Here is a 26,013-nt window from a genome sequence, read left to right as displayed (position 1 = left end):
GGCCCGGACCCCATCCGACCTGCGGGCCGCAGAGAACACGAGGAGCAGCAGGGTGTTCAATGACATAGGCGCACTGGAGCTGGTGGCGCTCGTGGTGCTCGCCGTGCTCATCTTCGGCCCCGACAAGCTGCCGAAAGTCATCCAGGACGCCAGCCGCTTCATCCGGAAGATCCGCGAGTTCTCCGAGAGCGCGAAGCACGACATCCGCAGCGAACTGGGCCCGGAGTTCAAGGACTTCGATTTCGAGGACCTCAACCCCAAGACGTTCATCCGCAAGCAGCTGAACGAGAACGAGGACCTGAAGGAGCTCAAGGACCTCCGCAGCAGCTTCGACCTCAAGAAGGAGATCAACGAGGTCGCCGACGCGGTGAACGGCAAGGAATCCGACACGTCGGTCCCCGCCGCCGTCAACGGCTCGCCGGGCACCCCCGACCTGCTCAAGAAGCGCGAAAAGCCCGTTCAGGACGAGCGCCCGCCCTTCGACGCAGACGCCACCTGAGCACCTCAATCCCTGCGAGCCGGGACAGGGTGGCTATTCTCTCCATCTGTCCGGTAGCGAGGACGCCCGAGGGGGGCGGGTCCGCTCCGGGCCTCGGACACAAGAGGAGGCGGCCGGGTAGATGGAGACGACAAGTCGGCTAGAAGCGCAAGACACGGTCGGCGATCCCGATGCGCCCGACGGGGAGCCCCCGCTCGCGGCGGCACCTGTGGGGACAGCGGCCCAGCGCGCGGTCGACGACTATCGGCGTGCGTCCTTCCCCTGGTACGGGCTGGACGAGGCATTCACCGGCCCGCGCTGGCTGATGCAGGTCGGCACCGCGGCGGACGGCACGGTCCAGCACGGTGCGGTGGGCCACGGCGACGAGCCGTCGATACGGCCGGAGGCCGCCGGCGCCGAGAGGGAGCGTTTCGCCGCGGTCATCACCGTGGTGGCCAGCCCGGTGCGGCGCAGCGGCGACGGCACGGGCGTACTGGACGCCACCACGGTCTCCTCCGCGGCCTGGCTGGCCGGCTCGGGGCTGCTGGCCTACACCTGGCCCGCCCAGTTGGACCACTCGCTGCGCGACGACTGGCTGGACCAGCAGACCGAGACCGCGTTCGAGCTGGCCGACGATCTGGCCGGCCCCGCTTGGTCGATGCTCTCGCTGCCGGTCGACGGCGTGCCGACGACCTTCCACTACCGCGAGTCGGAGTTCGGCTGGGTGCTGGCGGGCTCGACCCGGGCCGGGGTGCACATCGGCGCCTACGGGCGTGGGATGAGCGCGTACGGGCTGGGCTTCTCGGCGGTCCAGGATCTCGGCGCGTACGTGGGCTAGTGCGGTGACCGTGATGGTTGCCGGCGCCGTCCGGCAGCCGGTTCGTCCTCAATCGCCGGGCGGTCTTGATTACCAGCCCGTCCGGCGATCGGTGGCAAGCCGCCTAGAACTTGTTGCGCGGGGTGATTCCCAGCGACATGCCCGACAGGCCGCGCTGACGGCCCCCCAGCTTGCCCGCGATGTCCCGCAGCGCCGCGCCCGCCGGTGAGTCCGGGTCGGTCAGGACGACCGGCTTGCCCTCGTCGCCGCCTTCGCGCAGCCGTACGTCGATCGGGATGGAGCCCAGCACCGGCACGTTCGCGCCGGTCGTCTTCGTCAGCCCCTCGGCGACCCGCTGGCCCCCGCCCGAGCCGAAGACGTCGACCATCTCGTCGCAGTGCGGGCACGGCAGACCCGACATGTTCTCGACGACGCCGACGATCTTCTGGTGCGTCTGTACGGCGATGGAGCCGGCCCGCTCGGCGACCTCGGCCGCGGCCTGCTGCGGGGTGGTGACCACCAGGATCTCGGCGTTCGGCACCAACTGCGCCACCGAGATCGCGATGTCGCCGGTGCCCGGCGGCAGATCGAGCAGCAGCACGTCCAGGTCGCCCCAGTACACGTCCGCGAGGAACTGCTGGAGCGCGCGGTGCAGCATCGGCCCGCGCCACACCACCGGGGCGTTGCCCGGGGTGAACATGCCGATGGAGATCACGCTCACGCCGTGCGCGGACGGCGGCATGATCATGTTCTCGACCTGGGTGGGACGGCCGTCCACGCCCAGCATCCGCGGCACGCTGTGCCCGTAGATATCGGCGTCGACGACGCCGACCTTCAGCCCGTCGGCCGCCATCGCCGCCGCCAGGTTCACGGTGACGGAGGACTTGCCGACGCCGCCCTTGCCGGAGGCGACCGCGTAGACGCGGGTCAGAGAACCGGGCTTGGCGAAAGGCACCTCGCGCTCGGCGGTCCCGCCGCGCAGGGAGCTCGCGAGGTTCTTGCGCTGCTCGTCGCTCATCACGTCCAGCGTGACGTCGACGCGTGTGACGCCCTCGACGCGCGCGACCGCGTCGGTCACGTTCTTCGTGATCGTCTCGCGCATCGGGCAGCCGGAGACGGTGAGATACACCGTGACGGCGACCGCACCGTCCGCCCCGATCCCGACCGATTTGACCATGCCGAGTTCGGTAATCGGTTTGTGGATCTCGGGGTCGTTCACCGTCGCCAGTGCTTCAAGCACCGCGTCTTCCGTAGCCATACGGACGATGGTACGGCGCTGACGCCCACCCCCGGAAAGGGCGGTCAGCGGTCGCCTTCATCACTCCCGCGGGAGGTGTCTTGCGGGAATAGATGCCGGTCGTCCATCTCCTTCATCAGATCCTGGAACTCGGAGCGGATCCAGTCCCGGGTGGCGACCTCGCCGAGACCCATCCGCAGCGCCGCGATCTCCCGGGTCAGATACTCCGTGTCCGCGATGGAGCGCTCGTTCTGCTTGCGTTCCTGCTCCTGCGTGACCCGGTCCCGGTCCGCCTGCCGGTTCTGTGCCAGCAGGATCAGCGGGGCGGCGTACGAGGCCTGGAGCGACAGCATCAGCGTCAGAAAAATGAACGGGTACTCGTCGAAGCGCAGATCCCTGGGCGCGAAGATGTTCCAGACGACCCACAGGATGATGATCAACGTCATCCAGACGAGGAACCGTCCGGTTCCGATGAAGCGGGCGATCCGCTCCGAGAACCGGCCGAAGGCCTCGGGGTCGTACTCCGGCAGCAAGCTGCGCCGAGGCGCGCGCGGCTGGTCGAGCCGGACCCGGTGACGCGGCGCGGCGCTCGCCCCGGAAGGCATGCGCTCCTTCGGCTCGCCGCGTTCGCTCAGCCCGTACTCGCTGCCGCTACCCATGGGCGGACTCCTCGCGGAGCGACTCCTCGAAGTCCGTCTCCCGCCAGTCCTCCGGCAGCAGATGGTCGAGTACGTCGTCGACGGTCACCGCGCCCAGCAGCGAACCGATCTCGTCCACGACCGGCGCCGCGACCATGTTGTACGCCGCGAGATAGCTGGTGACCGCCGACAGCGGGGTGTTCGGCGAGAGCGGCGGCAGATCGGTGTCCACGATCGAGCTGACCAGCGTGAACGGCGGGTCCCGCAGCAGCCGCTGGAAGTGCACCGTGCCCAGGTACTTGCCGGTCGGCGTCTCGTCCGGCGGCCGGCACACGTACACCTGCGCGGCGAGCGCGGGGGAGAGGTCCTGCTGGCGTACGCGCGCCAGCGCGTCCGCGACCGTCGCGTCCGGCCGCAGCACGATTGGCTCGGTGGTCATCAGACCGCCCGCCGTCCGCTCCTCGTACGACAGCAGTCGGCGCACATCCGCGGCGTCGTCCGGCCGCATCAGCGCCAGCAACCGCTCCTTCTCCTCCTCGGGCAGCTCGGAGAGCAGGTCGGCAGCGTCGTCCGGGTCCATCGCCTCCAGGACGTCCGCCGCCCGCTCCTCCTTGAGCTTGCCGAGGATCTCCACCTGGTCGTCGTCGGGCAGCTCCTCCATTACGTCCGCGAGCCGGTCGTCGTCGAGAGCCGCGGCGACCTCGGCGCGCCGCTTGGGGGAGAGGTGGTGCAGCACATTGGCGAGGTCGGCGGGGCGCAACTGCTCGAAGGTCGCCAGCAGGCTCTCGGCGCCCTGTCCGTGCTCCTCCAGCGAGAAGCCGGTGACCGCGGACCACTCGACGGTCAGCGTCGCGCCCTTGCGGCGCAGCGCCCCGGGCTTGCCCTTGCGTACGAAGACCTTGTCGATCTCCCAGTCGCGGCGGGCCGGCAGCTGCTGGATCGAGACGTCGAGCACGGTGACCTCCTCGCCGGTGTCCACGAGCCGTACCCGCCGGTCGAGCAGTTCGCCGAGCACCAGCCGCTCGGTGGGGCGCTGTTCGAAGCGCCGCATGTTGAGCACTCCGGTGGTGATGACCTGACCCGACTCCACGCCGGTCACCCGCGTCATGGGCAGAAAGATCCGGCGGCGGCTGAGCACCTCGACGACCATGCCCAGCAGCCGCGGCGGGCGGCGGCCGACGCGCAACATCGCGACCAGGTCGCGGACGCGTCCCACCTGGTCTCCCTGGGGGTCGAAGACGGGCACGCCGGCGAGGTGGGAGACAAAGATCCGGGGGGCGCCTGCGGGCATGCTCCGCGCCTCCTCTTCACCGGGACATCTGCCGGGAAATACCAGTGTTTGACGGCTTCAGGCTAGCCCGTACCCTTCTGGGCCGCCCTGGCTGGCGTCCGTACGGCTCTCTGCGGATCCGTGCCCTCCGCACAGGTACGCTGCGGTCTGCCACCCACGACACGCAGACGAGAGGCAGTGCGCTTGTGACTCCCCTCCCTCCGGCTTCCCGAGCCCGCCGGGCCGCGCTCCCCCTGGCGCTGTGTGCCGGGCTGACCGTGGCGCTCACGGCATGCGGCAGCGAGGATCCGGACGCGGGGACCAATGGCGTCGGCAGGCTCTCGGCTGCCGAGATCGAGACGAAGGCACGCGCGGCGGCGGACGCGGCGGTGTCGGTACGCCTCTCAGGGACGCTGGTCAGCAAGCGCGGCACGTACAAGCTGAACATGCGGCTCAAGCAGGACGGTGGCACCGGTTCCGTCACCTCGAAGGACAACACCTTCGAGCTGCTGCGGGTCGGGAAGGCGCTCTATCTGAAGGCCGACGCCGGTTTCTGGAGCGGCGCGGGAGGTAAGGGCGACGAGAAGCCGAGCAAGACGGACGCGGAGGCGGCGGGCAAGCTCGACGACAAGTACGTGAAGGTGCCGGAGGGGGACCCGGCGTACAACCAGTTCCGTGGCTTCACGGACATGGATGTGCTGCTGGAGGGGCTGCTCGGTATGCAGGGCGAGCTGAGCAAGGGCAACCGCACGCAGGTGGGCGGCGTCCGCACGATCAAGGTCATGGCGGGCGAGGGCGCGGGCGGCACGCTCGACGTCTCGCTGGAGGGCAAGCCGTACCCGCTCCAGTTCGCGAGGGCGGGCGGCGCGGGGGTGCTGACGCTGGGGGACTGGGACAAGGACTTCGCGCTGGCGGCGCCGGCGAAGGACGAAACGGTCGACTACGGCCGCCAGCTGCCGAAGACCAGCGACTAACTGTTCCCCGGGGCTCCGCCCCGGACCCCGGTCCTCACCCGATCTTCGTCCGGGGGATTCCCAACAGGCTTGAAAATCAAGCCCGTCCGGCGATCGAGGACAAAGCCCCGGCCGGGGCTAGCCACGCCGCTTCTTGCGCTTCAGCAGCAGCCTCGGCAAAGCCGCCGGCACCGGACGTCGCGTCGTCGCCGTCGTCGGCAGCGGCACGGCCGCCCCCGAGCCCTCCGGCTGCTCCGTGATCGCGTCCTTCGGCTCCAGCCGCAGCACCCGGCACTCCCGTGCCCATCGCTCCGTCATCTGCTCCGCGTCCGGCGCGTTCAGGCGCTTGCCCTTCAGTTCCGCGACGGCCGACTCCCACGCCTCGGAGTGCGGCTCCAGCTCGCTCACCGCCGCCGTCCAGACGATCAGCCGGCCGCCCTTGTCCTTGCTGCGTACGGTGATCTCCGCCGTACCACCGTTCACCAGCTGCGGCAGTGGCTGCTCGCCGGGGCCGTCGCCGACGATGTGTGCCGCGCCCTCGTGCCACACGTGCCACAGCGCCCTCGCGTGGCCCTCGCCGCGCACCCAGATGAGGCCGGACTTCTTGGTGGCCTCCTCGATGAGGGCCTGGCCGAGCAGCATGTCTGTCATGCCCGCAGCTTAACGACAGCCCCCAGGGCTACAGCCAGCCGTTGCGCTTGAGGGTGCGGTGGATCGCGAGGCAGATGCCGATGATGCCGGTGAGCACCATGGGGTAGCCGTACTTCCAGTGCAGCTCCGGCATGTGGTCGAAGTTCATGCCGTACACCCCGCAGACCGCCGTCGGCACGGCGATGATCGCCGCCCAGGACGTGATCTTGCGCATGTCCTCGTTCTGCGCGACCGTCGCCTGCGCCAGATTGGCCTGGAGGATCGAGTTCAGCAGCTCGTCGAAGCCGATGACCTGTTCCTGCACCCGGGCGAGGTGGTCGGCGACATCGCGGAAGTACTTCTGGATGTCCGGGTCGACCAGCCGCATCGGCCGCTCGCTCAGCAGCTGCATCGGCCGCAGCAGCGGCGACACGGCCCGCTTGAACTCCAGCACCTCACGCTTGAGCTGGTAGATCCGCCCCGCGTCGCTGCCGCGCGGGCTGCCCTTCGCGGGCGCGGAGAAGACATCGATCTCGACCTCGTCGATGTCGTCCTGCACGGCCGCCGCCACCGCGATGTACCCGTCGACGACATGGTCGGCGATGGCGTGCAGCACGGCCGAAGGCCCCTTGGCGAGCAGCTCGACGTCCTTCTGCAGCCCGTGCCGCAGAGCCCGCAGCGAGCCCTTGCCGCCGTGCCGCACCGTGATGACGAAGTCCCGGCCGGTGAAGCACATCACCTCGCCGGTCTCGACGACCTCGCTCGTCGCGGTGAGCTCGGCGTGCTCGACGTAGTGGATCGTCTTGAAGACCGTGAAGAGCGTGTCGTCGTACCGCTCCAGCTTGGGCCGCTGATGGGCGTGGACCGCGTCCTCGACGGCCAGCGGGTGCAGCCCGAACTCCGCCGCGATACCGGCGAATTCGGCCTCCGTCGGCTCGTGCAGCCCGATCCACGCGAAGCCGCCGCCCTCGCGCACCCGCAGCATCGCCTCGTGCGGCGTCTGGCAGGTCGCGCTCTCCATCCGCTTGCCGTCGCGGTAGACCGCGCAGTCGACGACCGCGCTGGAGGCGGACGGGTCGCGGGTGGCGTCGTACGTGCTGTAGGGGGCGTTGCTCTTGCGCAGGGACGGACGGACCGCTTCACGCAGGTCACGGATCATCGACATGGCAGGCTCCTTCACGGAGAGGCCGTCGTACGACTGGCGTGGCACAGCCCGGAATGGGGACGTGATGCGTACGTCCGCAAAGCGGGCGGCACCGCGGGGATCGCGGTGACGGCGTTCGCTACAGACAGGCAAAAACGAAGTGCTCTTCCGTCGTGCGAAATGCCATGGGCCCCGTGCGGGAAGGCCTCAGATCACAGAGGAAAGGTGCCGTGCGGAAGAGCGGTTGGTACTGACCGGTCGACTTCGATCCACCGCAGCCCCACCTCCTCCAGCCGGTCCCCCGTGGGGGATGACGTGTCGTCGGGACTTGAGAGCAACTCCCCCAGAGCTCCGCCTGGGGGTACCCCCACCTGCGTGCCCGTCCCGACCAGCGGCCAAGACTATCAGCCGACTGAGGGCCAATCCCTTCGTTTGCCCGTTCCATACGCCATTTATGCTCGCGACATGGAAGACGTTCTTGCTCTGGTCGAGGCCCGGCTGCGTACGGCACTTGGCGAACCGGACGCGCGCGCCGCGGTGACCTTCCTCGGTACGGACCGTATCGAGGTGCTCCGGTTTCTTGACCGGGGCGGCGACGGGGACATCGTGCGGTACGCCACTCTCGGCATGTCCGCCCACCCGATGACGGACCCCACCGCGGCCCTCGCCGACCCGGTGAAGGGGCCGCGCGCGGAGCTGGTTCTCTCCGTACGGGCCGGGCTCGCCGACACCGACAAGGTGCTGCGTCCGCTCGCCGTGCTGGCCGCGTCCCCGCAGGTCGAGGGCGTGGTGGTGGCGCCAGGCGCCTCGCTGGACGTCGGCGGTCCGCTGTGGCCGGACGCGTCGTTCAGCTCGGTGCTTGTCGCCGAGCCGGGCGGGCTTGTCGAGGACCTGGAGCTGGACGGGCCGATGGATCCGGTGCGCTTCCTTCCGCTGCTGCCGATGACGTCGAACGAGGCGGCCTGGAAGCGTGTGCACGGCGCGCAGGAGCTCCAGGAGCGGTGGCTGACGCACGGCACGGATCTGCGCGATCCGCTGCGCAGGTCCGTAACTCTGGACTGATTTCAGGTCAGTTGGTGAAGACCGTCACACCGTCCTCGATCGCGTGGACGGGCCGGAGCGCCGGCGCTGCCCACGTCGGTCACCGGCCGCTTCTCCGCCGAATGGGTGCGATATGCAAGCAATAGGCTGGACAAGCTAATGCTTGCAAGCTGCATCTAGTCTTGCCTGGCGAGGGTACGCGCCGGACGGGTGATCGTCCTTGACGCGACGACGGCCGGGGAGGACCGTTGGACGCTATGAGGGGCGAACCCAGTTGCCCGAAGTGCGGTGGTCGGGTCAGGGCGCCCGGTCTCTTTGCCGACTCCTGGCAGTGCGATGTGCACGGTGCGGTGCACCCGCTGCAGCCGGTGATCCCGCCCAGCGTCGAGGCCCTCGGTGTGGTCGTGCACCGCGCGAAAGTCCCTGTCTGGATGCCCTGGCCGCTGCCCGTCGGCTGGCTCTTCACCGGTGTCGCCTATGCAGGGGACGACCGAAGTGGCGGCCGCGCGACCGCAGTTGCCTGCTCGGGGCCCGGCCCGCTCGGCGGCATGGGCGAACTGCTGCTGATCGCCGAGGAGCTGGGCGTCGGCCTCGGTGCGCGTTACGCGGGGATGGACGGACCCGACCCCGGCCCGCACATCTGCGTCGACAAGCCGCCGCAGACCAAGGTGCTCGCCGCGGGACGCCCCACCCCGCTGTGGCATGTCAGCGACGCCCCCGCCGACCGTGCGGTCTTCGCGGGCGAGGCGCGCGGGCTGTGGCTGTGGGCGATCGTCTGGCCGGAGCAGTCAGGGTTGTTGATGTACGACGAGCTGGTGCTGACGGATCTGCGCGACGCGGGCGCGGAGGTGGAACTGTTGCCCTGCGGGGCGCTGTCGCCCCGCCTGCTGTCCTGAACCGGGCTGAAGCGGAGCTGAAGCGGGGCTGAAGCGGGGCTGAAGCGGGGCTGTTCGAATCCCCGATACACTGGACCGTCCCCTTGTCCGTCTGCCGTCCCTGGAGTTACGCGTCGTGCGCATCGATCTGCACACCCACTCCACGGCTTCGGACGGTACGGACACCCCCGCCGAGCTGGTGCTGGGCGCCGCCGCGGCCGGACTGGACGTCGTAGCGCTGACCGACCACGACACCACCCGCGGTCACGCCGAGGCGATCGCCGCGCTCCCCGAGGGCGTGACCCTGGTCACCGGCGCCGAGCTCTCCTGCCGTATCGACGGAGTGAGCCTGCATCTGCTGGCGTATCTCTTCGACGCGGACGAGCCGGAGCTGCTGCGCGAGCGTGAGCTCGTACGGGACGACCGGGTGCCGCGCGCCCAGGCGATGGTGGCCAAGCTCCAGGAACTGGGCGTCCCGATCGAGTGGGCCCAGGTCGCCCGTATCGCCGGTGAGGGCTCGGTCGGCCGACCGCACATCGCGACCGCGCTCGTCGAGCTCGGCGTCGTGCCGACCGTCTCGGACGCCTTCACGCCTCAGTGGATCGCCGACGGCGGCCGTGCGCACATCACCAAGCACGAGCTCGACCCCTTCAAGGCGATCCGCCTGGTCAAGGCCGCAGGCGGGGTCACCGTCTTCGCGCACCCGCTCGCCGTCAAGCGCGGCAACACGGTGCCCGAGGCCGCGATAGCCGACCTCGCCGCGTACGGCCTCGACGGCATCGAGGTCGACCATATGGACCACGACGAGGCGACCCGGGCCCATCTGCGCGGCCTCGCCGCCGACCTCGGGCTGCTGACCACCGGATCGAGCGACTACCACGGCAGCCGCAAGACCTGCCGGCTCGGCGAATACACCACCGACCCGGAGATCTACGGCGAGATCACGCGGCGCGCGACCGGCGCTTTCCCGGTGCCGGGCACGGGCGGACGCCGCGCCTGACCCTCGCCCTCCTCTGTTCGACCCCTCTTCCCGCTAGGCCCTCACTGTGTTTGACGCAGCCGTTTTCGGCTCCCTCTTCCTCACCCTTTTTGTGATCATGGATCCCCCCGGGATCACCCCGATCTTCCTCGCCCTGACCTCAGGGCGGCCCGCCAAGGTGCAGCGCCGGATGGCCTGGCAGGCGGTGGCCGTCGCCTTCGGCGTGATCACCGTCTTCGGCATCCTGGGCCAGCAGATCCTGGACTACCTGCATGTCTCCGTACCGGCGCTGATGATCGCGGGAGGTCTGCTTCTGCTGCTCATCGCGCTCGACCTGCTGACCGGCAAGACGGACGAGCCCCAGCAGACGAAGGACGTCAATGTCGCGCTCGTACCGCTCGGCATGCCGCTGCTCGCCGGGCCCGGCGCGATCGTCTCGGTGATTCTGGCCGTGCAGCACGCGGACGGCGCGGCCCAGCAGATCTCGGTCTGGGCGGCGATCGTCGCGATGCACGTCGTGCTCTGGCTGACGATGCGCTACTCGCTGCTGATCATCCGGCTGATCAAGGACGGCGGTGTGGTGCTGGTGACCCGGCTCGCGGGCATGATGCTCTCCGCGATCGCCGTGCAGCAGATCATCAACGGCGTGACCCAGGTCATCCAGGCGGCCTGAGGCCGACGTGCCGAACGCACTGCGCCCCCGTACGGATCGTCCGTACGGGGGCGCAGTGCGTCACATCACTACGTCGTCAAGCGTTACGAAGCCATGGATTCGGCCGGTCGGATATAGATGCGCTGGCCTGTCGAGGCGGCCTGCTGCACGATCCGGTTGACGGAGGCGGCGTCTACGACGGTGCTGTCCACGGCGATGCCGTCGACGTCGTCCAGTCGCATGATCTCGAAGCGCATGGCTTCATCCCTTCGTCTGATCCTCCTGCTGGAGAACTGATGGCGACGGATATCCGTCGTGTTCTGTGTGTGTTCAACGGGATGCACCCTGCAAACATTCCCTACGCTAAGGAAATTTTTTGGATGCCTAACTACTGGCAGGCTGTGGCGTGACCACGGAGAATGAGCACCGTATGAATGAGCACCGTATGGACGACGCAGAGATCAATGAGATCGGCGCCCGCCTGGAGCGCACCAACGAGCTGCTCCATCGCATGCTCGCCGAGGTCGCCAAGACGCCTTCCACCCACGCCATCTTCGTCGACGCGGGTTACGTCTATGCTGCGGCCGGGTTGCTTGTCGCGGGCACCGAGGACCGGCGCTCCTTCGACCTGGACGCGGAGGGGCTGATCGAGGCCTTCATCGACAAGGCCCGCACGATCTTCGCGGACAGCAGGCTGCTGCGGGTGTACTGGTACGACGGCGCCCGGCGCCGTATCCACACCCCCGAGCAGCAGTCCATCGCCGAGCTGCCGGACGTCAAGGTGCGCCTGGGCAACCTCAACGCGAACAACCAGCAAAAGGGCGTGGACTCACTCATCCGTACGGACCTGGAGTCGCTGGCCCGGCACCGGGCGATCAGCGACGCGGCGCTGGTGGGCGGCGACGAGGACCTGGTCTCGGCGGTCGAGGCGGCGCAGGGGTACGGCGCGCGGGTCCATCTGTGGGGCATCGAGGCGGCTGAAGGGCGCAATCAGGCGGAGCCGCTGCTGTGGGAGGTCGACAGCCAGCGGACGTTCGACCTGGACTTCTGCCGCCCCTACATCACGCGCCGCCCGGTCACGACGTACGAGAACGAGGGCGCACCGCCGCCGTCGCGGGACGAAGTGCGTTTCGTGGGGGCGCAGATCGCGGCGACGTGGCTGGGGGAGCGGGGGCGGGAGGCGATGGGGGAGTTGCTGCCGGGCCATCCGTATCTGCCGGGCCCGGTGGACCAGGACCTGCTGATCGAGGCGGAGAGGGTGCTGCAGCGGTCGCTGCGGGGGCATGCGGTGCTGAGGCGGGCGCTGCGGGACGGGTTCTGGCAGCACCTGCAGGCCCAGTACTGACGCGCCCGGTACTGGCTCGTTCAGTGTTGATCCCAGAACGCGGCAACGGCTGCGGCGGTCTCGCTGGGGCGGTCGGTGTTCGGTGAGTGCTCGGCGCCGGCGATCACGGTCCGGTGGGCGTCCAGCCGCTGCGCCATCGCGTCGAGCAGCGGCACCGGCCAGGTGTCGTCCCGCTCGCCGGACACCACATGCTTGGGCAGCGGTTGTACGGCGGCGAGTTCGTCGACCCGGTCCGGCTCCACGGTCAACTGGCGGCCGGTGGCGATCAGCTGGGCGGGGTTGTGGCGCAGCCAGCGGCGACGGAGGTCCTCGCCGTTGCCGGGGCCGGTGTCGGCGTCCTCGGGCGGGTCGAGCGCCCTCATGGCATCCCAGACCTGGTCCATCGTCATGACCGCGAGCGCGTCGCTGAGCAGCTTGACCTTCTGCCGCTGGGCGGGCGAGATCTGGGCGGGCCCGGAGGACACGAGGGTGAGCGTGCGGAAGGGGGCGGGGTCGATGAGGACGGCGGCGCGGGCGATCTGCCCGCCGAGGGAGTGCCCGAGGAGGTGCACGGGCCCGCCGATCGCCTCGGCCTGCGCGAGCACGTCGCGGGCCAACTCCTCCTGGGCGTAGGCCTGTTGGTCGTCCGGCCCGGCGGTCTCGTACTGCCCGCGCCCGTCGACGGCGACGGCGCGGTAGCCGGCCTCGGCGAGGGGCTGCAGCAGGGCGATGAAGTCCTCCTTGCTCCCGGTGTACCCGGGAAGGAGGAGGGCGGTGCGGTTGCCGGCGCGGCGGCCGGGGTCGGGCTGCGCATCGAGCACGGCGAAGGTGCCGCGGGGGGTGTGGAGGTCGCGGGAGCGGGCGGAGGGGGGCGGGGTGAAGGTGGGCGGGCGACTCATGCGACGAGGCTAACGGGGACGGGGATTTCCCCTGACCGGGACCCCGCGAGGCCAACGCCCGAAGGGCGTACGGGGGTCCGGGGCTTGCCCCCAGTTCGGGAAGGGGCGGGGTGGGGAAAAGCCAATGGCCCGGCCCCCGCAACGGGGGCCGGGCCATTTTGGGGGCGGTCAGCTCTCGGGCTGAGCCGCCTTCACCGTGCGCGTACGGCGCCGCGGCTTCGTCTCCGGCTCGGTCGCATCCACGACCGCCTCGACCACGGGCTTGGCGGCCCGCGTACGGCGGCGCGGCTTCGTCTCCGGCTCGGTCGCATCCACGACCGCATCCAGGACCGCCTCGACGACCGGCTTGGCGGCGCGCGTACGGCGGCGGGGCTTCGTCTCGGGCTCGGCCTCGACCGTGGCCACTGCCTCGACCGGGTCCGCGACCTTCACCGTGCGCGTACGGCGGCGCGGCTTCGTCGCGACCTCCGCCTCGACGGCGACCTCGGCCTCGACCAGCTCCACCGTCTCCACCGCGGCCGGCGCTCCCACTCGCGTGCGGCGACGGCGCCGCGGGGTCCGCGGCTCAGCCGGGGCGTCCGGGGCTGCGGGTGCGCCCGTCGCGTCCGGTGTCACCGTCGGCTCCGGGGCGTCGAGCGGCGTGGAGCTGCTCCGCGTCCGGCGGCGCTGGCGCGGCGTGCGCGGTGCGCGCTCTTCCCGCGTCGGGGCCGCGGACGGCGACGACTTGCGGCCGCGGCCGCCCGTCTCGCCCAGGTCCTCGACATCCTCCGCCGCCAGGCCCGCGCGGGTGCGCTCCGCCCGCGGCAGAACACCCTTCGTGCCGGCCGGGATGCCCAGCTCCTCGAACAGGTGCGGCGACGTGGAGTACGTCTCGACCGGGTCGCTGAAGCCGAGGTCAAGCGCCTTGTTGATCAGCTGCCAGCGCGGGATGTCGTCCCAGTCCACCAGCGTCACGGCTGTACCGGACGCGCCCGCCCGGGCCGTACGGCCGACGCGGTGGAGGTAGGTCTTCTCGTCCTCGGGCGACTGGTAGTTGATGACGTGCGTCACGCCCTCGACGTCGATGCCGCGCGCCGCGACATCGGTGCAGACGAGGACGTCCACCTTGCCGTTGCGGAAGGCCCGTAGCGCCTGCTCGCGCGCGCCCTGGCCCAGATCGCCGTGGACCGCGCCGGAGGCGAAGCCGCGACGTGCGAGCTGCTCGGCGATGTCCGCCGCCGTCCGCTTCGTACGGCAGAAGATCATCACGAGCCCGCGGCCGTCGGCCTGCAGTATCCGCGAGACCATCTCCGGCTTGTCCATGGAGTGCGCGCGGTACACACGCTGCGTGATGTTCGCGACGGTCGCGCCCTCGTCGTCCGGCGCGGTCGCGCGGATGTGCGTGGGCTGCGACATGTACCGGCGGGCGAGGCCGATGACCGCACCCGGCATGGTCGCCGAGAACAGCATCGTCTGGCGCTTGGCCGGAAGCATGTTGATGATCTTCTCGACGTCGGGCAGGAAGCCCAGGTCGAGCATCTCGTCTGCCTCGTCGAGCACGAGCGCGCGCACATGCGAGAGGTCGAGCTTGCGCTGGCCGGCCAGGTCGAGCAGGCGGCCCGGGGTGCCGACGATCACGTCGACGCCCTTGCGGAGCGCCTCGACCTGCGGTTCGTACGCACGGCCGCCGTAGATCGCGAGCACGCGGACGTTACGGACCTTGCCGGCGGTCAGCAGGTCATTGGTGACCTGCTGACACAGCTCGCGGGTGGGGACGACCACAAGCGCCTGCGGGGCGTCGGTCAGCTGCTCGGGCTTCGCCCGGCCCGCCTCGACGTCCGCGGGGACGGTGACACGCTCCAGCAGCGGCAGGCCGAAACCGAGCGTCTTGCCGGTGCCGGTCTTGGCCTGGCCGATTACATCGCTGCCGGAGAGCGCGACGGGGAGGGTCATTTCTTGGATGGGGAACGGGGACAGAATGCCGACGGCTTCGAGGGCCTCGGCGGTCTCGGGAAGGATCCCAAGATCCCGGAAAGTCGTAGTCAGGGTGCTGCCTCTTCTGTGAGACGCGGCGCGAGGCGAACGACGGGGGTCGTACCGCACCTGGGTACTGGGCCGGCCGTGGGTTGGCCGGATGGCGCGGGACCACTGCCGTCGCTCGAGCGCTCGTGCCGCTGAGGGGGCCCCTCATCTGCGGTCATACGCAACTGTGCGCACGGTCCGCGCGGAGGGCGGTCGGTTCGGAGCCGATCGTGCCACCGACCGGGCATCCTCAAGGGGACTCTGGAGGAGCAAATCCTCCAGTCATACACTGCGATCGCCCGCCGAGTAACCAAAACGCTCGACAGGCGCATTACCACTGTACCCCGGAATCGCGCATGTGTGTTGGGTGAATTCGTAGGAACCGCGGTGCGGGCGGGGCTGACCAGCCCCTTCCGCCCTGCGGTGAGCGGGCTATTGTGCGCTTCATGGAGACGCCTGACAACGCCACTGAACACACCGGGATCGCCGCCCAGGACTGGGCCACGGCGTCCGCCGACCCGCAGTACCGCGCCGCCGTGGTGGATCTGCTGGGCGCGCTCGCGTACGGCGAGCTCGCGGCCTTCGAGCGGCTCGCCGAGGACGCCAAGCTCGCACCGACGCTCGGCGACAAGGCGGAGCTGGCGAAGATGGCCTCCGCCGAGTTCCACCACTTCGAGCAGCTGCGCGACCGGCTCACCGCCATCGACGCCGAGCCGACCGCCGCGATGGAGCCCTTCGCCCAGGCCCTGGACGACTTCCACCGCCAGACCGCGCCGTCCGACTGGCTGGAGGGCCTGGTCAAGGCCTACGTCGGCGACTCGATCGCCAGCGACTTCTACCGTGAGGTCGCGGCCCGGCTGGACACCGACACCCGCGCGCTGGTGCTCGCCGTGCTCGACGACACGGGCCACGGGAACTTTGCGGTCGAGAAGGTCCGCGCCGCGATCGAGGCCGAACCGCGCGTCGGCGGACGGCTCGCGCTGTGGGCGCGCCGGCTGATGGGCGAGGCGCTCTCCCAGGCGCAGCGTGTGGTGGCCGACCGCGACGCGCTCTCCACGATGCTCGTGGGCGGTGTGGCGGACGGCTTCGACCTCGCGGAGGTGGGCCGGATGTTCTCCAGGATCACCGAGGCGCACACCAAGCGGATGGCGGCCCTGGGCCTCGCGGCCTAGCTTTCGGGCGACTCCGGCGACTCCGGCGACTCCGGCGACTCCGGCGACTCGGGCGGCCCCGGAGGAATCGCAGACTCCGGCGGCTTCCGCGGCTCCTCGGGCTTCGCGGAAGCCGCGTCATGCGGCCTCAGAAAGGGAACGCTCGGCGCAGGCGGCGCGTTGACGGCCGGATCAACAGCGAGAGCAGTACGGCTCCGATGGCCGCCGCGCCCACCAGCGTCGCCAGGAAGTGACCGGGACCGAGCGCCGCATGCGTCACATACGCGCCGAACAGCGCGCCCACCGGGCCTGTTGTGAAGACCACACGGCGGGCCGGAAGCCGGTCGGGCAGATGACGGGAAACCGCCCAGGAGAGGGCGAGTCCGAGCAGGACTGAACCGAGCGCTTCCAGCAGCACTGCTGATCACCTCACGGACGCCGGTGCGGGCAAAACGGTCGTAGCCCGTACTACCCGGCGTCCGCGGAACGCAACCCTCCCTGAGCAGCGGACCTGAGAGCGGACTGAGAAGCGGACTGAGCAGCGAAAGAGGGCCCGGCGGGGAATTCCCGCCGGGCCCTCCTGCGTACTGCTCCAGTGGCTCGAGCCGCCCTGCTACAGCGCGCCGAATCCCACGCGCCGTGCCGCCGGCTCACCGATCTCGATGTACGCGATCCGGTCGGCCGGTACCAGGACCTTGCGGCCCTTGTCGTCCGAGAGGCTGAGCAGCTGCGCCTTGCCGGCCAGCGCGTCTCCCACCGCGCGCTCGACCTCCTCGGCGGACTGCCCGCTCTCCAGAACGATCTCCCGGGGCGCGTGCTGCACGCCGATCTTGACCTCCACGGCTATGTCCCTCCGAACGGTCAGCGATGCGCGGTCAGCCGCGCCGTACGCAGCACACATTAGCCCGGCCGACGGACGGGGCCGACGTCCGCGGGGAACGCCAGGAGCGAACATCCCGCGGCAGCGCCGCCGCCGCGCCTCAGTGCTGCTCTGTGCCGTGCAGCGGGAAGCCCGCGATGCCCCGCCACGCCAGCGAGGTGAGCAGCTGTACCGCCGTGTCGCGCGGGATGCCGGAGCCGCTGGAGAGCCAGTACCTGGCCACCACCTGAGAGACCCCGCCGAGGCCTACGGCCAGCAGCATGGACTCCTCCTTGGACAGGCCCGTGTCCTCGGCGATCACGTCCGAGATCGCCTCGGCGCACTGGAGCGAGACCCGGTCCACGCGCTCGCGCACCGCGGGCTCGTTCGTCAGGTCGGACTCGAAGACCAGCCGGAAGGCCCCGCCCTCGTCCTCGACGTACGCGAAGTACGCGTCCATCGTGGCGGCGACGCGCAGCTTGTTGTCGGTCGTCGACGCCAGCGCCGTACGGACCGCGTGCAGCAGGGACTCGCAGTGCTGGTCAAGCAGAGCCAGATAGAGCTCGAGCTTGCCCGGGAAGTGCTGGTAGAGCACCGGCTTGCTGACGCCGGCCCGCTCGGCGATGTCGTCCATCGCGGCCGAGTGGTAGCCCTGGGCCACGAAAACCTCCTGCGCAGCGCCCAGAAGCTGGTTCCTGCGGGCTCGGCGTGGCAGACGTGTGCCCCGCGGGCGCGCTGCCTCTGTCTGCTCGATGGCTGTCACGCCGCCTCCCAAAATTCGTTCCGTGCGCGCTGTGCGCCGCGCCGCCATCGTACTTTTGGGTAACCCGGCTGTGCGTGCTGCGAACGCAGAATTTCACGGACCGGACGGTCTTGGTAGCTCCCGATTCGGGGGCAAAGAGGGGCAGGTCACCGGTAGTCGTCCTCGTCGAGAGAGACGACGCGGGCCTGTTCCGCGGCATCGGCCTCGTTCGCGGTGTCCCGGTCGATGCCGGTCAGCGGGTCGTCGTGCTCCGGTTGTATCTCGGTGTGCTGCTCGGCGGCGTCGGCCTCGGGTACCTCCTCGTCGAGTGCGGCGTCGCCCAGGTCCTCTTCATCTTCGAAGGTCTCCGGGTCAGTGGGATCGACAGGCATGCGGCACCGCTTTCCATGGAGAGCTGCCTTTCCTACGAGCCTAGGAGGTCCTGATTCATGGCGCTACGCGATGTGTGATGCCGAACACACGATCCAGGGTGTGATCGTCTCGTAACATTGCCCGCATGTCTTCGACCGAGCTGCCGGGAGTTCGCGCCATCACCGCTGCGGCGGCCCCCAAGGTCGCGACCGTGCGGGTCGCCGAGGGGGAGGAGTTGCGCTCCGTCGCGCTGCCCGGACTGTCCCTCACGGTCAGATCCCGGCCCCCGGCGCGCACCGGACTGCCGCCCGCTCTGTACGTACACGGACTCGGCGGCTCCTCGCAGAACTGGTCGGCGCTGATGCAGCTGCTCGATGACGTCGTGGACGGCGAGGCGCTCGACCTGCCCGGCTTCGGCGATTCGCCGCCGCCGGACGACGGCAATTACTCGGTCACCGGGCATGCCCGGGCGGTGATCCGGCATCTGGACGCGGCCGGGCGCGGGCCCGTGCACCTGCTCGGGAACTCCCTGGGCGGCGCGGTCTCCACCCGGGTCGCGGCCGTCAGGCCCGATCTGGTGCGCACGCTCACCCTCGTCTCGCCCGCGCTGCCCGAGCTGCGTGTCCAGCGCTCCGCCGTGCCCACCGCGCTGCTCGCGCTGCCCGGGCTCGCCTCGCTGTTCGGCAGACTCACCAAGGACTGGACGGCCGAGCAGCGCACCAGAGGCGTCATGGCGCTCTGTTACGGAGACCCCAGTCGGGTCGACGAGGAAGCATTGCGCAATGCTGTGGAGGAGATGGAGCGGCGTATGCAGCTCCCGTACTTCTGGGACGTGATGGCCCGGTCGGCGCGCGGCATCGTCGATGCGTACACGCTCGGTGGCCAGCACGGACTGTGGCGGCAGGCCGAGCGGGTGCTCGCGCCGACGCTCCTGGTGTACGGGGGGCGGGACCAGCTCGTGGCCTACCGTATGGCGCGCAGGGCGGCGGCGGCGTTCCGGGACTCCCGGCTGCTGTCTCTGCCGGACGCGGGGCACGTTGCCATGATGGAGTACCCGGAAACGGTCGCTCTGGCCTTCCGGGAACTGCTGAACGACTGCGACAGGAGCTGAATCGGGGCCGTGGGACGACACAGCCGCAAAGGCCCCGCACCCAGGGGGTCCGAATCGGACGACAGGTCCGGCATATCGACCGCCGGTGGGCCGGAGGGCGTGGTTCCGGACTCCGGCAGCGGGCGGCGCAGGCGGGGGGTCGCGCCCAGGGGCTCCGAGCAGCACACCCCCTCCGGGTACGGCCCTTCCGGATATGGCCCCTCCGAGTACGGCACGCCGCAGGCCAGGGGCGGGCACCCCGAGCAGCATGAGGCGGGCGGCGGCTGGGGCGTCCCGCAGCAGTACGACAACAGGCAGGGCAGGCAGCGGGTGCAGACACCCGCCGCGCCGCCGCGGATCGCCACGGGGGCGCGAATACCGGGCCCGCGACGGGAGTTCGTCGAGGCCTTCGGCCAGCCGCAGGCACAGCCACAGGCGCAGTCACAGCAGGGCCGGATGCCCGGTCCGCGAGGGGCCGATCCGTACGCCTCCGTCACCTCCTGGGACGACGTCCCCGACCTCGTCTCCGAGCGAGATGTCCCCGATGCAGACGAGGAAGCGCCCGAGGAGCCGCCCGCCAAGGCCGGTAAGGGGCGCACCTTCACCGGGATCGCCGCCGCCGCGGTGACCACCGTTCTCGCGGTCGTCGTGGCCGGCCAGGTCGCCACCGACGGCCCGGCCACATCGAGCGCGCAGTCCGCGGGCGAGGACCGGGGGGCCGCGGAGAGCCCGGCGTCCCGCTCCAAGGGCCGGCAGCCGCCGCCGAAGGGCGCGCCGCCCGCCGCTCCGGCTGCCCCGGTCACGTACGCGAAGCTGATGGCCACTCAATTCTCGATCGATCCGAAGCTGACGGCGAGCGGAAAATTCGAGGCGGTGCCCGGCTTCCAGAAGGCGCCGGGCAAGGGCCGCAAGATCCGCTACCGGGTGGATGTCGAGAAGGGGCTCGGGCTGGACGGCGAACTCTTCGCCAAAGCGGTCCAGGAAACTCTGAACGACGAGCGGAGCTGGGCGCACGGCGGGGCAATGACCTTCGAGCGGATCTCGTCCGGCGAGCCGGAATTCGTCATTACGCTGGCGAGTCCGGGGACCACGGCGGACTGGTGCGCCAAATCCGGTCTGGATACGACCGTCGACAATGTCAGCTGCGACTCCGCGTCGACCGACCGCGTGATGATCAACGCATACCGCTGGGCGCAGGGCTCGGAGACGTACGGCGACAAGGCGATGTTCCCCTACCGCCAGATGCTCATCAACCACGAGGTCGGGCACCGGCTGGGGTACGGGCATGTGAACTGCCGCACGCCGGGAGCGCTCGCGCCGGTGATGCAGCAGCAGACCAAGTCCCTGGACGTCGACGGGATCCAGTGCAAGCCCAACCCCTGGGTGCACCCCGGCAGCTGAGTCCAGTATGCGGGACAGGCGTCTCGCGCACGGCTCCTCGCGCGGCGCTGTTCTGTCTCGCGCCGGGCGACCCGGCCAGGCTCGCCTGCGGCGAACGCTGCAACACGCAGCAGATCGCGCAAGTACGGGACCAACTCGGCCTGAACGACTCGTTGTTCGCTCAGTACGCGCACTTCCTGCAAGGCGTCGTGGTCGGGCGGGAGGTGGTGTTCCAGGCGCAGGAGCTGCTGGAGCGGATCGGGATCGCCCGGGCGCTCGTCGCCGAGCCGAAGCTGATCGTCTGCGACGAGCCGGTCTCCGCGCTCGATGTGACCACACAGGCGCAGGTGATGGAGCTGCTCAGCCGGCTCCAGGACGAGCTGGGCCTCGCGCTGGTCTTCATCGCGCACGATCTCGCCGTGGTACGGCTGGTCAGCGACCGCGTCGCCGTCATGCGTGGCGGCCGCATCGTCGAGCAGGGCGACGTCGACGAGGTGTACGGCTCCCCGCAGGACCCGTACACGCAGCAGCTCTTCGCCGCCCTGCCCGCGCTGGATCCGGTGCTCGCCGCGGCCCGCCGCTTCGCCCGCAGGGAGCTGGCCGCAGCCTGACGCTCAGTAACGAGATACCTGCGTAGCGCGACAGAACGCTACCTGGGTGGGAAAGTTACGTGCATTCACCCCTTCCGGTGGCGTGATGGACAACCGTCCGTCGCGCCACCGGAGTACCGGCTTACCGTCTTCCCGCTGCGAGTCACCGGACCAACGGTGGCCGCCCACAAGGGAGATCGGGGGTGCACCGGTGCGGATCGGACTGCTTACGGAAGGTGGTTATCCGTATGCGACGGGTGAGCAAAGGCTGTGGTGCGACCGGCTTGTGCACGGGCTCGCGCAGCACGAGTTCGACATCTACGCGCTGAGCCGCAGCGCGCGGCAGGAGGACCACGGCTGGATCCAGCTCCCGCCGCAGGTGCAGCGTGTGCGCACCGCCCCGCTGTGGGCGCCCGAGGACGACGGGCGCACGTACGGGCGGCGTGAACGGCGGCGCTTCGTCGGCCACTTCAAGGAGCTTGCCACCGCCGTCTGCGGCGAGGGCGATGGCTTCGCCGACGGCCTGTACGGGCTCGCCGAACTCGCCCGCGACAGCGGCGGCCTCTACGCGGCCCTCCGCTCCGAACTCGCCGTACGCGTCCTCGAATCCGCCTGCCGCGCCCACGGCGCACGCCGCACCGTGCACGCCGCCACCGTCCCCGACTACCTCGCCTTCGCCGACCAGCTGGAGCGCGCGCTGCGCCCGCTCTCCCTCGACTGGTACGGCGAGGACGGCCTCGGCGCGGTCGACCTCTGCCACGCCGCTTCCGGCGGATCCGCCGCCCTGTCCGGACTTGTGGCCAAACGCTTCTTCGGGGTCCCGCTGCTGGTCACGGAGTACGGCGTACAGCTGCGCGCGCACTATCTGGCCGCGAGCGAGGGCGAGCTGACCGCGCCGGTACGGGCCCTGCTCGCCGCCTTCCAGGGACGGCTCGCCGCCGAGGTGTACGCGCAGGCATCCGTCATCACGCCCGGCAACACGCACGCCCGCCGCTGGCAGGAGAAGTGCGGCGCCGACCGCGCCAAGCTGCGGACCGTCTACCCCGGCATGGAGGCGGATCGTTTCGCGGCGGTGGGGGAGCCGGTGGGGGAGGGCGCGGACAGCGGCGACCCGCACACCCTCGTCTGGGTCGGCAGGATCGAGCCCGCCAAGGACCTCATCGCGCTCCTTCACGCCTTCGCCGAGGTGCTCAAGAAGGAGCCGCGGGCGCGGCTGCGGCTGTTCGGCGCATCGGTGCAGGGGCCCCAGGCGGCGACGTATCTCGCCCACTGCAAGGCGCTGGCCGCCCAGCTCTTCCCGGACGAGGCGGCCGACGCGCACGCCGTCGGCACCAACCCCGTCTCCTTCGAGGAGATCGGCGGACCCGAGGCCCCAGAGCTCGCCGACGCGTACGCCTCCGGGGGCGTGGTCGTCCTGTCCAGCGTCGTCGAGGGCTTCCCGATCAGCCTGGTCGAGGCGATGTTCTGCGGCCGTGCGACGGTGTCGACGGATGTCGGCGCGGTCGTCGAAGTCATCGGCGGTACGGGCCTCGTCGTGCCCCCGCGCAATCCGCGGGCGCTCGCGGACGCCTGCCTCGCGCTGCTGCGCGACCCGGAGCGCCGCGAACGGCTGGGCGCCGCGGCGCGCGCACGGGCGCTCGAACTCTTCACGATCGAACAGAACCTGACGGCATTTCGCGGCATTTACCTGGAGCTGATCTCGCACTCCCCGGTGCAGCGCGAGGCCGTGAACGAGGACGGCGAACCATTGCCCTTCGCCCATCCCGCCGAGGCGCATGTACCGGGCCACTGGACGGGCGGCGGCACCCCGTCCAAGGGCCGCACACCACGCTGGGCGGACGGGCGGGGGCTCGTCGCCGCGGCGGCCGTCACCGCACAGGAGGCGCGCGCATGAGTACGTCCCATATCACCGGGGCCGGGGAGGACGCGCCCGCGAAGCCGGGCAAGCCCCCCTCTCCGCGCCGTGGCCCCGCCGACCCCGTCAAGGCGCTCATGCACCGCCACCGGGAACTGTGCGAGCGGGCCGTCGATCCGCTGGAGATCGCCGCGGGCCTCGAAGCCCATGGCGTCACCGACCGGACCGCCTCTCGCTTCCGTCACCGGGACGTCTTCTCGCTCGCCGAGGAGCTGTACGCGCGCGTGCCGCGCGGAGCGGAGTCGGATCCCGGCCCCGCACGTACGGACGCGCGCGTCGCCGAATCGCGCGCCGGGCACGCGGGGCGTGCCGGGCGTGCACTCCTCGCACTGTTGCCGGGCGCCGTCTGCGCCCTGACCATTGTCGCCCTGGAGGCGACCGACGGCGCCGCCCAACTCGCGGCCGGGGCCGCAGGCGCGGCCGGAACCGCCGTCGCGCTCGCCCTCTGCCTGAGGCACGGGCCGCTGCGCGCGGCGGGGCGCACCGTCCCCGCCGTACGCCTGTGGACGCTATGGCTGGTGGCGTACGCGGCGTACGGCGAGGGCCTGCTGGAGCAGATCGCCGACGGCGGACCAGAAGGACCTCTGCCCCTGACCGCCGCCCCGCTCGTCGCCCTCGCCCTTGCCGTCGCCCCCGCGGCCTGGTGCGCCCGCGTCTTCTCCGTACAGGCCCGGCGCAAGCTGGACGGCAGCCGTGGTCTGGAGGAGTTCGCATCCGGCGCGCGCCCCCTGCTGCTGTCAGTCGTCGCGTTCTACGTCTGCGTCCTCATCGCGCTCCTCGCGCTGGCCGGGCTCGTCCTCCCGCACGAGGCCTTCGCCCCCGCCGTCACCCTCGGCACCCTGCTCTTCCTGGCCCGGCTGCTCATCGTCCACGGCTTCCCCGAATCCGCGGCCGCCGGGCTTGCCGCCGCCTGCGCCGCCGAAGTCGCGGCCCCCGTTCTGCTGCTGGCCGGCCGCCTGCCCGGCTGCGGCTTCCTGGCGAGCCCTGTCGAGGCGGCCGTCGGCGCCTGGGGCGCCGGATCCGTACCGGCGATCGCCTGCGGGGCCGCCGCCCTCGGCCTGCTGGCCCACGCCACCGCGGCCCTGTCCCGGGCCTCGGCGCACACCGTCCAGACCGCCCCTGGAGCCGACACCGCGGGCGAACCCCGGCAGCACCAGCACCCGCATCGACAGCAACACCCTTAAGGAGAAAGCGACATGACCCCCCAACCCCCAGCTCCGGCCCGTCGGCACCGAGGGGCCGCGCGATGAGGGTGCTGCTGCTCGGTGCCAATGGATTCCTCGGCCGCTTCGTCGCCGACCGGCTGCTCGCCGACCCGGCCGTGCACCTCACCGCCCTCGGCCGCGGCGACGACGCCGATGTGCGCTTCGACCTCGCCGGCGGCAGCCCGGGGGCGCTCACCCGCTTCCTGGGTGCCGTCCACCCCGGCGTCGTCATCAACTGCGCGGGCGCCACCCGCGGCGGCGCCCGCGATCTGACCCGGCACAACACCGTCGCCGTCGCCACCGTCTGCGAGGCCCTGCGCCGCAGCGGCTGCGGGGCCCGGCTCGTCCAGCTCGGCTGCGCCTCCGAGTACGGCCCCTCCCAGCAGGGGTCGTCGACAGCGGAGGACGCGATTCCACGCCCCGGCGGGCCGTACGGCGTCAGCAAGCTCGCCGCCACCGAGCTGGTGCTCGGCTCCGGCCTGGACGCCGTCGTGCTGCGGGTCTTCTCACCCGTCGGCCCCGGCACCCCGGCCGGCTCCCCGCTCGGCCGCCTCGCCGAGGCGATGCGCCGCGCCATGCAGTCCGGCGACGGCGAACTGAAGCTCAGCGGCCTCGGGGTGCAGCGCGACTTCGTCGATGTACGGGACGTGGCGCGCGCCGTACACGCCGCCTCCCTGTCCGCCGCGCAGGGCGTCGTCAACATCGGCACGGGACGTGCCGTCCGTCTGCGGGACGCGGCCGCAGTGCTGGCCAGGGTCGCGGGCTACGCGGGCGCGCTGCACGAGCTCGACGCGCCCTCCGGCCGCCCGTCCATCGGCGCCCCGCGCTCCGAATCCGTACTGGAGCAGCTGTCCGCGACCCCGGCGCCGTACCCCGACGGCTGCGGCAGCTGGCAGCAGGCGGATGTCCGCACGGCCCGCGACCGGCTCGGCTGGCGTCCCCGTATCAACCTCGAAGAATCCCTTGCCGACATCTGGATGGAGGCAGCATGCCGCATCTGACCACGACCGGCACCCAGCTCGTCGCGACCGGCGCGGAAGGGCTCGGCGTCGGTATCCCCGGCTACGCCCACCCGTTGCTCGCCCCCGTCGAATGGGCCGAACTGACCCGTCCCGGCACGCCGCTGCACTGGGTCGTCCTCAATGTCGACGACGGCCCAGGCGACCGCCCCGACCCGCACTGCCTGGAAGCCACGGGCAAGGTGCGCAACGCGGGCGTACAGGTCCTCGGGCACATCGACATGGCGCACGGCTCGCGCTCGTTCGGCGATGTCGTCTCCGATGCGCACCACTACCTCGAGTGGTACCGCGTGGACGGCTTCCTGCTGGACCGCTGTCCTACGGACCGGGCCGATCTCCACGGGGTGCGGCGCGTCACGGCGACGCTGGAGGCGGTCCTGGACGGCGGGCATCTTGTCCTCGGCCACGGCTCGCACCCCTACCCCGGATATGCGGAGGTCGCCGACCAGCTGGTCACCTTCTCCGGGCCGTGGACCGATTACCGCTGGTCGCAGGTGGCGGAGTGGACGGCGGACTATCCGCCGGAGCGGTTCGCGCACTTCGTCCACGGGGTGCCGCGCACGCATCTGGAGGAGGCCACCCGCATCGCGCGCTGGCAGGGCGCGGGGACGATCTTCTTCACCGACCGGTCCGCACGTTCCGATCACAGGGGACATAGCACCGCATTCGAGGCACTGCCCGGTTACTGGGACGAAATCGTCTCGCAGATCGGACCGGGTGTCTCGGAATGAGGAGGGCCGTGGCAGTGTTAC

The 26,013-nt window shown here is 70.8% G+C and carries 27 protein-coding genes and 1 pseudogene; 16 read left to right on the top strand and 12 right to left on the bottom strand.

Translation table 11 applies throughout. From position 1 onward, the window contains the following. Window positions 1-52: 52 nt before the first annotated feature. Together ACZ3H8_RS07485 and ACZ3H8_RS07480 are read left to right on the top strand one after the other, a co-directional pair. A complete protein-coding gene (locus tag ACZ3H8_RS07485; RefSeq protein ID WP_307661295.1) occupies window positions 53-499 on the top strand; it encodes a sec-independent translocase in 447 nt (148 codons plus the stop codon). 121 nt (window positions 500-620) lie between these two features. Next, window positions 621-1,316: a hypothetical protein gene (locus ACZ3H8_RS07480; RefSeq protein ID WP_467398635.1), complete on the top strand. Its 696-nt coding sequence runs from the start codon at window positions 621-623 to the stop codon at window positions 1,314-1,316. Window positions 1,317-1,419: 103 nt separating this feature from the next. Here ACZ3H8_RS07480 and ACZ3H8_RS07475 read toward each other — a convergent pair whose 3' ends face one another. From ACZ3H8_RS07475 to ACZ3H8_RS07465, 3 genes are read right to left on the bottom strand one after another with little or no spacing between them, the layout of a single operon-like run. Beyond that, window positions 1,420-2,553 carry an Mrp/NBP35 family ATP-binding protein gene (locus tag ACZ3H8_RS07475; protein WP_467398632.1) on the bottom strand — a complete coding sequence of 378 codons (1,134 nt, stop codon included), beginning with the start codon at window positions 2,551-2,553 and terminating at the stop codon, window positions 1,420-1,422. Between the two features lie 44 nt (window positions 2,554-2,597). Continuing rightward, entirely contained in the window at window positions 2,598-3,137 is a 540-nt protein-coding gene (locus tag ACZ3H8_RS07470; RefSeq protein WP_467399930.1) for a DUF1003 domain-containing protein, read from the bottom strand. Window positions 3,138-3,183: 46 nt separating this feature from the next. Further along, a complete protein-coding gene (locus tag ACZ3H8_RS07465) occupies window positions 3,184-4,461 on the bottom strand; it encodes a magnesium transporter MgtE N-terminal domain-containing protein (protein ID WP_467398630.1) in 1,278 nt (425 codons plus the stop codon). 185 nt (window positions 4,462-4,646) lie between these two features. Here ACZ3H8_RS07465 and ACZ3H8_RS07460 point away from each other — a divergent pair, with 185 nt between their 5' ends. Beyond that, complete coding sequence (locus tag ACZ3H8_RS07460) at window positions 4,647-5,414, top strand: hypothetical protein (protein ID WP_467398627.1); 768 nt, start codon at window positions 4,647-4,649, stop codon at window positions 5,412-5,414. A 117-nt stretch (window positions 5,415-5,531) separates the two neighbouring features. On the opposite strand, the gene ACZ3H8_RS07455 is transcribed toward ACZ3H8_RS07460, so the two are convergent. Beyond that, the gene (locus ACZ3H8_RS07455) at window positions 5,532-6,044 is read right to left on the bottom strand and encodes a hypothetical protein (protein ID WP_467398625.1); all 513 of its coding nucleotides are present in this window, start codon (window positions 6,042-6,044) and stop codon (window positions 5,532-5,534) included. Window positions 6,045-6,072: 28 nt separating this feature from the next. Continuing rightward, window positions 6,073-7,188, bottom strand: coding sequence for a magnesium and cobalt transport protein CorA (locus ACZ3H8_RS07450; protein WP_467398622.1), 1,116 nt, complete (start codon window positions 7,186-7,188; stop codon window positions 6,073-6,075). Window positions 7,189-7,632: 444 nt separating this feature from the next. Here ACZ3H8_RS07450 and ACZ3H8_RS07445 point away from each other — a divergent pair, with 444 nt between their 5' ends. From ACZ3H8_RS07445 to ACZ3H8_RS07430, 4 genes are all read left to right on the top strand, one after another. Further along, window positions 7,633-8,229: a suppressor of fused domain protein gene (locus ACZ3H8_RS07445; protein ID WP_467398620.1), complete on the top strand. Its 597-nt coding sequence runs from the start codon at window positions 7,633-7,635 to the stop codon at window positions 8,227-8,229. A 236-nt stretch (window positions 8,230-8,465) separates the two neighbouring features. After that, a complete protein-coding gene (locus tag ACZ3H8_RS07440) occupies window positions 8,466-9,104 on the top strand; it encodes a DUF6758 family protein (RefSeq protein WP_467398617.1) in 639 nt (212 codons plus the stop codon). A gap of 115 nt (window positions 9,105-9,219) precedes the next feature. Beyond that, complete coding sequence (locus ACZ3H8_RS07435; protein ID WP_467398615.1) at window positions 9,220-10,083, top strand: PHP domain-containing protein; 864 nt, start codon at window positions 9,220-9,222, stop codon at window positions 10,081-10,083. 46 nt (window positions 10,084-10,129) lie between these two features. Then, on the top strand, window positions 10,130-10,735 hold the full coding sequence (locus ACZ3H8_RS07430; RefSeq protein WP_467398612.1) for a MarC family protein: 606 nt from the start codon (window positions 10,130-10,132) through the stop codon (window positions 10,733-10,735). 83 nt (window positions 10,736-10,818) lie between these two features. Here ACZ3H8_RS07430 and ACZ3H8_RS07425 read toward each other — a convergent pair whose 3' ends face one another. After that, window positions 10,819-10,971 carry a hypothetical protein gene (locus ACZ3H8_RS07425; RefSeq protein ID WP_467398610.1) on the bottom strand — a complete coding sequence of 51 codons (153 nt, stop codon included), beginning with the start codon at window positions 10,969-10,971 and terminating at the stop codon, window positions 10,819-10,821. A gap of 173 nt (window positions 10,972-11,144) precedes the next feature. Here ACZ3H8_RS07425 and ACZ3H8_RS07420 point away from each other — a divergent pair, with 173 nt between their 5' ends. Next, on the top strand, window positions 11,145-12,059 hold the full coding sequence (locus ACZ3H8_RS07420; protein ID WP_398983750.1) for an NYN domain-containing protein: 915 nt from the start codon (window positions 11,145-11,147) through the stop codon (window positions 12,057-12,059). A 20-nt stretch (window positions 12,060-12,079) separates the two neighbouring features. On the opposite strand, the gene ACZ3H8_RS07415 is transcribed toward ACZ3H8_RS07420, so the two are convergent. Continuing rightward, the gene (locus ACZ3H8_RS07415) at window positions 12,080-12,937 is read right to left on the bottom strand and encodes an alpha/beta fold hydrolase (RefSeq protein WP_467398606.1); all 858 of its coding nucleotides are present in this window, start codon (window positions 12,935-12,937) and stop codon (window positions 12,080-12,082) included. 168 nt (window positions 12,938-13,105) lie between these two features. After that, window positions 13,106-14,869, bottom strand: coding sequence for a DEAD/DEAH box helicase (locus ACZ3H8_RS07410; protein WP_467398604.1), 1,764 nt, complete (start codon window positions 14,867-14,869; stop codon window positions 13,106-13,108). A 515-nt stretch (window positions 14,870-15,384) separates the two neighbouring features. Between ACZ3H8_RS07410 and ACZ3H8_RS07405 the strand changes: the two genes are divergently transcribed. Continuing rightward, window positions 15,385-16,110, top strand: a complete 726-nt coding sequence (locus ACZ3H8_RS07405) for a ferritin-like fold-containing protein (RefSeq protein WP_307661280.1) — start codon at window positions 15,385-15,387, stop codon at window positions 16,108-16,110. 127 nt (window positions 16,111-16,237) lie between these two features. Here the strand turns inward: ACZ3H8_RS07405 and ACZ3H8_RS07400 are convergent, their stop codons facing one another. The 4 genes from ACZ3H8_RS07400 to ACZ3H8_RS07385 form a co-directional block, all read right to left on the bottom strand. Further along, window positions 16,238-16,507 (bottom strand): hypothetical protein, encoded by a 270-nt coding sequence (locus ACZ3H8_RS07400; RefSeq protein ID WP_389178568.1) that lies wholly within the window; start codon window positions 16,505-16,507, stop codon window positions 16,238-16,240. Between the two features lie 195 nt (window positions 16,508-16,702). Next, window positions 16,703-16,930 (bottom strand): DUF3107 domain-containing protein, encoded by a 228-nt coding sequence (locus tag ACZ3H8_RS07395; protein WP_307661278.1) that lies wholly within the window; start codon window positions 16,928-16,930, stop codon window positions 16,703-16,705. A 139-nt stretch (window positions 16,931-17,069) separates the two neighbouring features. Next, window positions 17,070-17,711, bottom strand: a complete 642-nt coding sequence (locus tag ACZ3H8_RS07390) for a TetR/AcrR family transcriptional regulator (RefSeq protein WP_398983760.1) — start codon at window positions 17,709-17,711, stop codon at window positions 17,070-17,072. Between the two features lie 146 nt (window positions 17,712-17,857). Continuing rightward, window positions 17,858-18,082 carry a hypothetical protein gene (locus ACZ3H8_RS07385; RefSeq protein ID WP_467398598.1) on the bottom strand — a complete coding sequence of 75 codons (225 nt, stop codon included), beginning with the start codon at window positions 18,080-18,082 and terminating at the stop codon, window positions 17,858-17,860. A gap of 125 nt (window positions 18,083-18,207) precedes the next feature. On the opposite strand from ACZ3H8_RS07385, the gene ACZ3H8_RS07380 reads away from it, so the two are divergent. From ACZ3H8_RS07380 to ACZ3H8_RS07350, 7 genes and pseudogenes are all read left to right on the top strand, one after another. Next, window positions 18,208-19,173 carry an alpha/beta fold hydrolase gene (locus ACZ3H8_RS07380; RefSeq protein ID WP_467398596.1) on the top strand — a complete coding sequence of 322 codons (966 nt, stop codon included), beginning with the start codon at window positions 18,208-18,210 and terminating at the stop codon, window positions 19,171-19,173. A gap of 9 nt (window positions 19,174-19,182) precedes the next feature. Further along, on the top strand, window positions 19,183-20,553 hold the full coding sequence (locus ACZ3H8_RS07375; RefSeq protein WP_467398594.1) for a DUF3152 domain-containing protein: 1,371 nt from the start codon (window positions 19,183-19,185) through the stop codon (window positions 20,551-20,553). Then, window positions 20,544-21,143 (top strand): annotated as a pseudogene (locus tag ACZ3H8_RS07370) (ABC transporter ATP-binding protein); the annotation flags it as partial. The gene ACZ3H8_RS07375 and the pseudogene ACZ3H8_RS07370, both read left to right, overlap by 10 nt. A gap of 190 nt (window positions 21,144-21,333) precedes the next feature. Beyond that, a complete protein-coding gene (locus ACZ3H8_RS07365) occupies window positions 21,334-23,016 on the top strand; it encodes a DUF3492 domain-containing protein (RefSeq protein ID WP_467398591.1) in 1,683 nt (560 codons plus the stop codon). Further along, the gene (locus ACZ3H8_RS07360; RefSeq protein WP_467398588.1) at window positions 23,013-24,221 is read left to right on the top strand and encodes a hypothetical protein; all 1,209 of its coding nucleotides are present in this window, start codon (window positions 23,013-23,015) and stop codon (window positions 24,219-24,221) included. The genes ACZ3H8_RS07365 and ACZ3H8_RS07360 overlap by 4 nt, the downstream gene beginning before the upstream one ends. 62 nt (window positions 24,222-24,283) lie before the next feature. Continuing rightward, window positions 24,284-25,243: an NAD-dependent epimerase/dehydratase family protein gene (locus ACZ3H8_RS07355; protein ID WP_398983773.1), complete on the top strand. Its 960-nt coding sequence runs from the start codon at window positions 24,284-24,286 to the stop codon at window positions 25,241-25,243. Beyond that, window positions 25,231-25,992, top strand: coding sequence for a spherulation-specific family 4 protein (locus tag ACZ3H8_RS07350; RefSeq protein WP_467398585.1), 762 nt, complete (start codon window positions 25,231-25,233; stop codon window positions 25,990-25,992). Before ACZ3H8_RS07355 ends, ACZ3H8_RS07350 begins: the two co-directional genes overlap by 13 nt. The last annotated feature ends 21 nt before the right edge of the window (window positions 25,993-26,013 follow it).

The organism is Streptomyces sp. NPDC002868, assembly GCF_055563295.1.
Note: the sequence above shows the minus strand (reverse complement) of the source record. Positions and strands in the feature narration are given on the sequence as shown.